Origin of the sequence: Nocardioides sp. Root140, from assembly GCF_001426745.1 — a bacterium.
Taxonomy (GTDB): domain Bacteria; phylum Actinomycetota; class Actinomycetes; order Propionibacteriales; family Nocardioidaceae; genus Nocardioides.
Genome location: NZ_LMFI01000001.1, coordinates 1,567,522 through 1,573,990, shown reverse-complemented (window position 1 = coordinate 1,573,990; position 6,469 = coordinate 1,567,522). Strand labels below are relative to the sequence as shown.

8 protein-coding genes and 1 tRNA gene are annotated in these 6,469 nt (G+C 69.1%); 5 read left to right on the top strand and 4 right to left on the bottom strand.

All coding sequences use genetic code 11. The features are described 5' to 3' along the window. Window positions 1–303: 303 nt before the first annotated feature. A complete protein-coding gene (locus ASD30_RS07585) occupies window positions 304–1,401 on the bottom strand; it encodes an IS110 family transposase (RefSeq protein ID WP_235532527.1) in 1,098 nt (365 codons plus the stop codon). A gap of 254 nt (window positions 1,402–1,655) precedes the next feature. On the opposite strand from ASD30_RS07585, the gene ASD30_RS07580 reads away from it, so the two are divergent. The 5 genes from ASD30_RS07580 to ASD30_RS07560 all read left to right on the top strand — a co-directional run bounded on the left by ASD30_RS07580 (window position 1,656) and on the right by ASD30_RS07560 (window position 3,993). Continuing rightward, window positions 1,656–1,967 (top strand): hypothetical protein, encoded by a 312-nt coding sequence (locus tag ASD30_RS07580; RefSeq protein ID WP_200951106.1) that lies wholly within the window; start codon window positions 1,656–1,658, stop codon window positions 1,965–1,967. Between the two features lie 7 nt (window positions 1,968–1,974). Further along, entirely contained in the window at window positions 1,975–2,790 is an 816-nt protein-coding gene (locus tag ASD30_RS07575) for a uracil-DNA glycosylase (protein ID WP_056678984.1), read from the top strand. A gap of 34 nt (window positions 2,791–2,824) precedes the next feature. Then, the gene (locus ASD30_RS07570) at window positions 2,825–3,343 is read left to right on the top strand and encodes a glycine cleavage system protein R (RefSeq protein WP_156393537.1); all 519 of its coding nucleotides are present in this window, start codon (window positions 2,825–2,827) and stop codon (window positions 3,341–3,343) included. Next, window positions 3,340–3,906 carry a peptide deformylase gene (gene def / locus ASD30_RS07565; RefSeq protein WP_082563624.1) on the top strand — a complete coding sequence of 189 codons (567 nt, stop codon included), beginning with the start codon at window positions 3,340–3,342 and terminating at the stop codon, window positions 3,904–3,906. Before ASD30_RS07570 ends, def begins: the two co-directional genes overlap by 4 nt. A gap of 13 nt (window positions 3,907–3,919) precedes the next feature. Next, window positions 3,920–3,993 (top strand) — tRNA-Leu (locus ASD30_RS07560). Window positions 3,994–4,240: 247 nt separating this feature from the next. Here ASD30_RS07560 and ASD30_RS07555 read toward each other — a convergent pair. Genes ASD30_RS07555 through ASD30_RS07545 form a run of 3 tightly spaced genes read right to left on the bottom strand, consistent with a single transcriptional unit; the run spans window position 4,241 to window position 6,227 of the window. Continuing rightward, complete coding sequence (locus ASD30_RS07555; protein ID WP_056678977.1) at window positions 4,241–4,759, bottom strand: GNAT family N-acetyltransferase; 519 nt, start codon at window positions 4,757–4,759, stop codon at window positions 4,241–4,243. Beyond that, window positions 4,752–5,030: a type II toxin-antitoxin system TacA family antitoxin gene (locus ASD30_RS07550; protein ID WP_056678974.1), complete on the bottom strand. Its 279-nt coding sequence runs from the start codon at window positions 5,028–5,030 to the stop codon at window positions 4,752–4,754. The genes ASD30_RS07555 and ASD30_RS07550 overlap by 8 nt, the downstream gene beginning before the upstream one ends. 54 nt (window positions 5,031–5,084) lie before the next feature. Continuing rightward, the gene (locus ASD30_RS07545) at window positions 5,085–6,227 is read right to left on the bottom strand and encodes a glycosyltransferase (RefSeq protein WP_056678970.1); all 1,143 of its coding nucleotides are present in this window, start codon (window positions 6,225–6,227) and stop codon (window positions 5,085–5,087) included. Window positions 6,228–6,469: the final 242 nt, after the last annotated feature.

Below are 6,469 nucleotides of genomic sequence, written 5' to 3'. Positions count from 1 at the left end.
GCCTCTCTATCASCTGATATGTAGCTGCTTCCTGTCAAGAGGCAGGGTGAGGCGCCCGTCCCGGTGGTCCCGGGGCGGGCGCCTCTGGTTTCGTCGAGGTGTTGGTGGTGAGCGTGTCGTTGGCGACGCGCGGTCAGACTGATATGCGCGGGTTGGTTACCGCAGGACGGGCTTGTTCGGCAGGAGCAGTCCGCTTGTCTAGAGTCGAGCGTCGCCCAGCAGGACCGGGCTGCTCATAGCTGAATCGCGGGTCACTCCACGCGCTGCTTCCACCACGTTCTTCGACGAAACCGGTCTGTGGGGTCAGTCCTCGAGCACGGCCAGGGACCAGCACCAGCCGGCCAGTTCGCGCGCGATCGCGACGTTGGCGATCACGTGCCGTTTGCGGCGTTGGTTGAACCTGGCCCAGCGTTGGTGCAGTCGCGTGTTGCCGGCATCGCCACGGGCACGAGCAGCTGGGGACGCGAGTTCCCACCGATCGCGCATGGTCTTGCCCGCGACGTAGCGTGCCCGGTGGTGCCAGGCAGCCTCAACCAGCAACCTGCGTACGTGGGTGTTGCCGGTCTTGGTGATCGATCCCTGCACCCGTGATTGGCCCGAGGAGTATTCGGATGGCACGAGCCCGACGAAGGACCCGATGGTGTTGCCGGTGAACCGGTGCCAGTCGCCGACCTCGACGGCCAACGCGAACCCGGTCAACGTGCTGACCCCGCGCAGGCAACCAAGGCGCCGCACCATCGGGGTGAACTCTGAGTCTGCGGCCATGGCCGTGATCGCTTGATCGAGCCGGTCGCGGCGGGCCCTGACCGTCAGCACCGCATCGAAGTCGGATTCGAAGGTCATCTGCAACGCCGGTCCGTCGAAGCGTTGCCGGCGCAGCCACGCCTCGTGCGCGCCGGTCCACGCCTTCCCGTCGGAGTACACGATCCCTTGCCGCAACAGGAGCTTGGACAATCGGTGCCGGGCGCGCATCAGGTCGCCGCGTGCGTCTTCACGGGCGCGGACCAGGTCGCGGGCGTTCTCTTGCTCAACGCTGGGGATCGACACGGACGTGTACTCATCGAGCCGCAGTAGCCGTGCCAGGTGCAGGGCGTCCTTGGCGTCGGTCTTGACCCGGTCTCCGCTGGGGCGCTGCAACTTCGATGGCGCGACGACCTCGCACCGTATCCCCGCCGCGGTCAAGGATCGGGACAGACCGAAGCCTGTTGGTCCGGCCTCATAGGCCACCGCGACCGGGCCGTGCAGTCCGTTCAGCCAGGACCGGATGTGTTCGTGTGATGGGGTCAAACGGGTCTGGACGAGTTCGCCCGTGACGCCATCGATCGCTGCGGCAACAACAGATCGTGCGTGCACGTCGAGCCCAACGCTCGTACGCTCGGTAAACACCGGGGCCTCCCACAATTGTCGGATAGGCCGAGCAGGCGGCCCCTGCTCGGTAACCCACGAATCTTGTGAGTGAGGCCCCGGCCCGCAACCCCGCCGACTACGACGGGGTCACGTCATACCGTCTAAGCCGAGCAGGCGGCCCCTGCTCGGTAACCCACGAATCTTGTGAGTGAGGCCCCGGCCCGCAACCCCGCCGACTACGACGGGGTCACGTCATACCGTCTAGAGCGATACGGTCGAGGCACCACACGCTCACGAGGGAGGACGACATGTTCAAGCTCATCAAGGTGCTGTTCTGGATCGCCATCGGCTACGTGCTCGGGGCCAAGGCCGGTCACGAACGCTACGAGCAGATCGCCCGGGCCGCGGGCAAGGTTCGCCAGAGTCCGCCGGTGCAGGCCGGAGTCGCCAAGGCCGAGGAGACCGTGCGGGCGCAGGCCCCGGTCGTGAAGGAGAAGGCGGCCCACGTCGCCAGCGCCGCGGCGGAGAAGCTGCCGTTCGGACACTCCGAGCCCGGCGGCGCGCACCTCGCGCCCGACGCCGGCTCCAACGGTCTGGGCACCAACGGAACCGGCTCCTGACACCCACGTGACCGAGCTGCTGCCGCATCCGCTGACCGGGCAACCGTTCGGCTCGCCGGTGCCGCCCGGCACCGGCTGGCCCGACGACCCCGCGTCGCCCGACACGGAGGTCGCCCACACCGCCGACGACGTACAGCTCGATGCGCGGGTCTCGGTGTGTGCGGCGTGCCCGCGCCTGGTCACCTGGCGTGAGGACGTCGCGCGTGACAAGCGGGCCAGCTTCGCCGACCAGCCCTACTGGGGCAGGCCGATCGCGGGTTGGGGCGAGGAGCACCCGGGGATCGTGATCGTCGGCCTGGCCCCGGCGGCCAACGGCGGCAACCGGACCGGCCGCATCTTCACCGGCGACCGTTCGGGGGACTGGCTGTTCGCCGCACTGCATCGCGTCGGGCTCGCGGCCCAGGCCACCTCCGAGCACGCCGGCGACGGACAGCGGCTGATCGGTGCGCGCATGGTCGCGACCGTGCGGTGCGCCCCGCCGCAGAACCGGCCGACCACCCAGGAGCGCACCACCTGCTCACCGTGGATCGAGCGCGAGATCGAGCTCCTGGCGCCGTCGGTCAAGGTGGTCGTCGCGCTGGGCGGCTACGGCTGGGACGCGACGCTGCGGTCGTTCCGTGCGGCCGGCTTCGACGTACCGAAGCCGAAGCCGAAGTTCGGCCACGGCGCGGAGGCCACTCTCGGCGCCGGGTCCGCCCGCGGCGACGGCGTCACCCTGCTGGGCTGCTTCCATCCCAGCCAGCAGAACACGTTCACGGGTCGGCTGACCGAGGAGATGACCGACGCGGTGCTGGCCCGGGCCAAGGAGCTGGCCGGCGAGTGAGTGGGCGGGGCGCGGGTCCGGCAGAATGGGCGCCGTGACTCTCCACGCCATCACCGTCCTCGGCCACGACCGCCCCGGCATCATCGCCGAGACCACCGCAATCCTCGGCGGACTCGGGCTGAACCTCGAGGACTCCTCGATGACCCTGCTGCGCGGCCACTTCGCGATGACGCTGATCAGCGCGGGCGACGCCGACGTCGACACGGTCGAGGCGGCGCTGGCGTCGCTGGCGTCCGGCGGCGACCTCACGGTGTCGGTGCGCGAGCTCCCGGTCGAGAGGGTCGCGGACCTGGCTGGTACGTCGTGGGTGCTGAGCGTGCACGGCGGAGACCGCCCCGGCATCGTGTCGTCGGTGGTGTCCCGGGTCGCCGAGGTGGGCGGCAACATCACCGACCTGACCACGCGATTGGCCGGAGACCTCTACGTCCTGGTCGCCGAGGTGGACCTGCCGAAGGACGTCGACTCCGACGCACTGCTGGTGTCGCTGCGGGAGACCGCCGCCGAGCTCGGGGTGGGCGTGAGCCTGCACGAGGTCGAGGCCGACGAGCTGTGAGCTCGGCGGAACTCAACGACGACGTCGCCGCCTGGACCGAGTCCTCGCTGGCTGTCGAGGGGCGCGTGCTCGAGGTGGTCACCGCCCCGGCGTCCGTGCTCTCCACCGTCGGCGCCGACGTCGACCCGACCGCGCCCGAGATCGTGCAGCTGGCCGCCGACCTGGTCGCCACGATGCGGGTCTCGCCCGGCTGCGTCGGCCTGGCCGCGCCCCAGGTGGGGGAGTCGGTCAAGGTCTTCTGCGTCGACGTCTCCGAGCACCCCAAGACCCGCGACCACCACGGCACCTTCGTGCTGTGCAACGCCGAGGTCGTCGAGTCCTCCCGCAACGAGAAGGCCCGCGAGGGCTGCATGAGCGTCCCCGACTTCACCGGTGACGTGAAGCGGGCGACGCGGGTCGTCGTACGCGGGCAGCTGCCGGGGACCGGCGAGACGGTGACCCTGCGCGCCAACGCCTTCGAGGCGCGTGCGCTGCAGCACGAGATCGACCACTGCGACGGCCTGCTGTTCCTGGACCGGGCCGCCGGCGCGCACGCCATCCACGCCCGCAAGACCTACTTATAGTCGGGACCCGGGAGCCCCCGTATCCCAACTGGCAGAGGAAGAGGTCTTAAAAACCTTTCAGTGTGGGTTCGAACCCCACCGGGGGTACGTCAGATCGACCGGCCGGCCCGCTCGGCCGCGGCTTGCGCCGCCGACCGACCACGATCGTGCACACGTCGAGCTGTGACCACGATTTCGCGAATTCCTGCGTCACAACAGCCCACCTGCATGATCGTGGTCGCTCAGCAGCCGACCGCGTCGGCCCGAGGTCAGTGCAGCAGGCCCTCGAGGAGCGGTACGACGGCGGTGCCCTCGTCGCGCTGCCCTCGGTGGAGTCGCGCGATCTGAGCGCTCGTCAGGCGAGCAGGCGGGAGAGCGTCGCCTCGATCTCGCTCGTGAGCATGAAGAGATCGCGCTCTTCGGCGCCAGCGGTGAATGGGTGGAAGCCGAATCTCTCCCAGAATGCCTTCGCCTCTGAGTCAAGGGCGTGGACCACCACCGCTCGGCAGGCCGCGGTGCGGTTGGCTTCGGTCGCTTTCGTCAGAAGCAATCGGACGAGCATGGTGCCCAAGCCCAGCCCGCGATGCCGTTGATCGACGGCAAGCCGCCCGCAGAGGAGCGCGGGGATGGGATCGAGGCGTCCCGACTGCAATTTCTTGGGAGCCTGATCGAGGACGACGCCCGTCATGGACATCGCGACGTAGCCAACGACGCGGTATTCGCTGTCAGCGAGAACCCACGTGCGGGCGGTGTTTCCGCGGTCGCTCTGACCAGCCTGATGGCGCAGCCAGTGATCGAGACTGGTGGCGCCGGAGTCAAGAAAGGTCCGGTCATGCTTGCCGTCGAGCAGAGCCGGGCGCCTGAGTTCAGTCAAGCCAGTCCACCTTCGGGCTGCGCTGCAGAGCATCGAGGAGCCGGTCGTTGACTGTCGCTGGCGCCTCGAGGGCATCAAGGAAAGCTTCCGCGGCCTCGGCCTTGAGATTGATCAGTGCCCGGTCGGCGAGAATCTCATCGGCCCGTTGAATCGCTGCCTGCAGAACGAAGGAACTCAGGTTGAGGTGAGCCGCCTCGGCAGCGGACTCCAAGTGGTGCTTCGCCGCGGGGGCTACTCGCAGTTGCAGGCGTTCTTCCTTTGTCTGACTCATGTACTCACAATGGCAGTACGAGTTGGGAAAATCAAGGGCACCTCCTCGCTCAGCTCAGCGGCCCAGGTCCTCGAGCAGCGGTACGACGGCAGCGGCCGGCGGCAACGCGTTGACCTCGGCCTGGACGCGCTGTGCGGCGGAGCGGAAAAGGTCGTCGTTGAGCACGTCGTCGACCGTGTCGGCGAGGTCGGATGCGGTGACCTCGACCGCGTCGAGCTCGACGGCCACGCCCATCGCCACGGCCTGCTCGGCGTTGTGCGGCTGGTCAGCGCCCAGGGGCAACAGCACCGACGGCAGCCCGTGGGAGAGCGCGCCCATCAGGCTGCCCGAGCCGCCGTGCGAGATCACGAGGTCGCAGGTCGGCAGCACCCTGGCTTGAGGCACGAACCGCTCGATCCGCACGTGGGGCGGCTGCGGTCCGAAGGAAGCGGGGTCGAGCTTGCTGCCGACGGTGACGACCACGTCGGCGTCGACCTTGCTCAGCCCGGCCAGCACCCGCTCGATCAGGTCACCCGACGCGCCACCCATGACCGTGCCCAGGGTGAAGTAGACCTGCGGCCTGGGGTGACGGACTCGTACCCGCACTGGATCGCCGGGTCGGTAGAGGAAGGCATCGGCCGGCAGCGGATGCTCGGGGTGACGCAGGCTCGCCAGGAACGGCGAGAGCACCAACGCGCCGTGAAGCCGTTCGAGCCCGGGGTCTGCGGGAAGTCCGTGCTCGGCACGCACCTCATCGAGCACCGGCGCCACCAGGTCGCGGCGCAGCAGCGCGCCCGAGGCGAGCACCAGCACCGTCGCGCACGGCACCCCGCAGCGCTCGGCGGCGACCGCGGAGCCGAAGTCGGCCTCGTCACGCACCACGACATCGGGCACGAACTCGCCGATGATCTCGCGCAGTGCGGTCGCATGCCGGCGCGCGCCCCTACCGGCGAAGTTGTCGGCGAACTCGCGCTCGGCGGCTTCGCGGTCGGCCGGCTCGAGGGGAGAGTCGTCGCGCAAACCGGCGTTCGGGTCTCCGCCTGGTGGGTGGGGATCGCTGGTGCCGAAGGCGGTGAACCCGGCGCCATGGATGACGTCCAGCAGCTTGCCCGACCCGGCGACTGCCACCGTGTGGCCGGCTGCCTCGGCAGCGCGGGCGATCGGGACGAGCGGCCAGAAGTGGCCCTGTCCGCCGATGAACGTGAAGAGGATCCGCATCCCGGCCAACCTACTCCCGGGGCCCCCGTTGGTTGAGGAGGTCACCGCGCCTTCGTTGGTTGAGGAGGTCGCCGCACCCTCGCTGGTTGAGGAGGTCGCCGCGCCCTCGTTGGTTGAGGAGGTCGCTCTGCGACCGTCTCGAAACCAAAATCCGCTCGGGTTTGGCGCCGGCGTACTCTGGGTAACGAGTCTTTCGGGTGGGCAGGGGGTCTACTACAAGGAGGACAGCCGTGAGCGAAGTC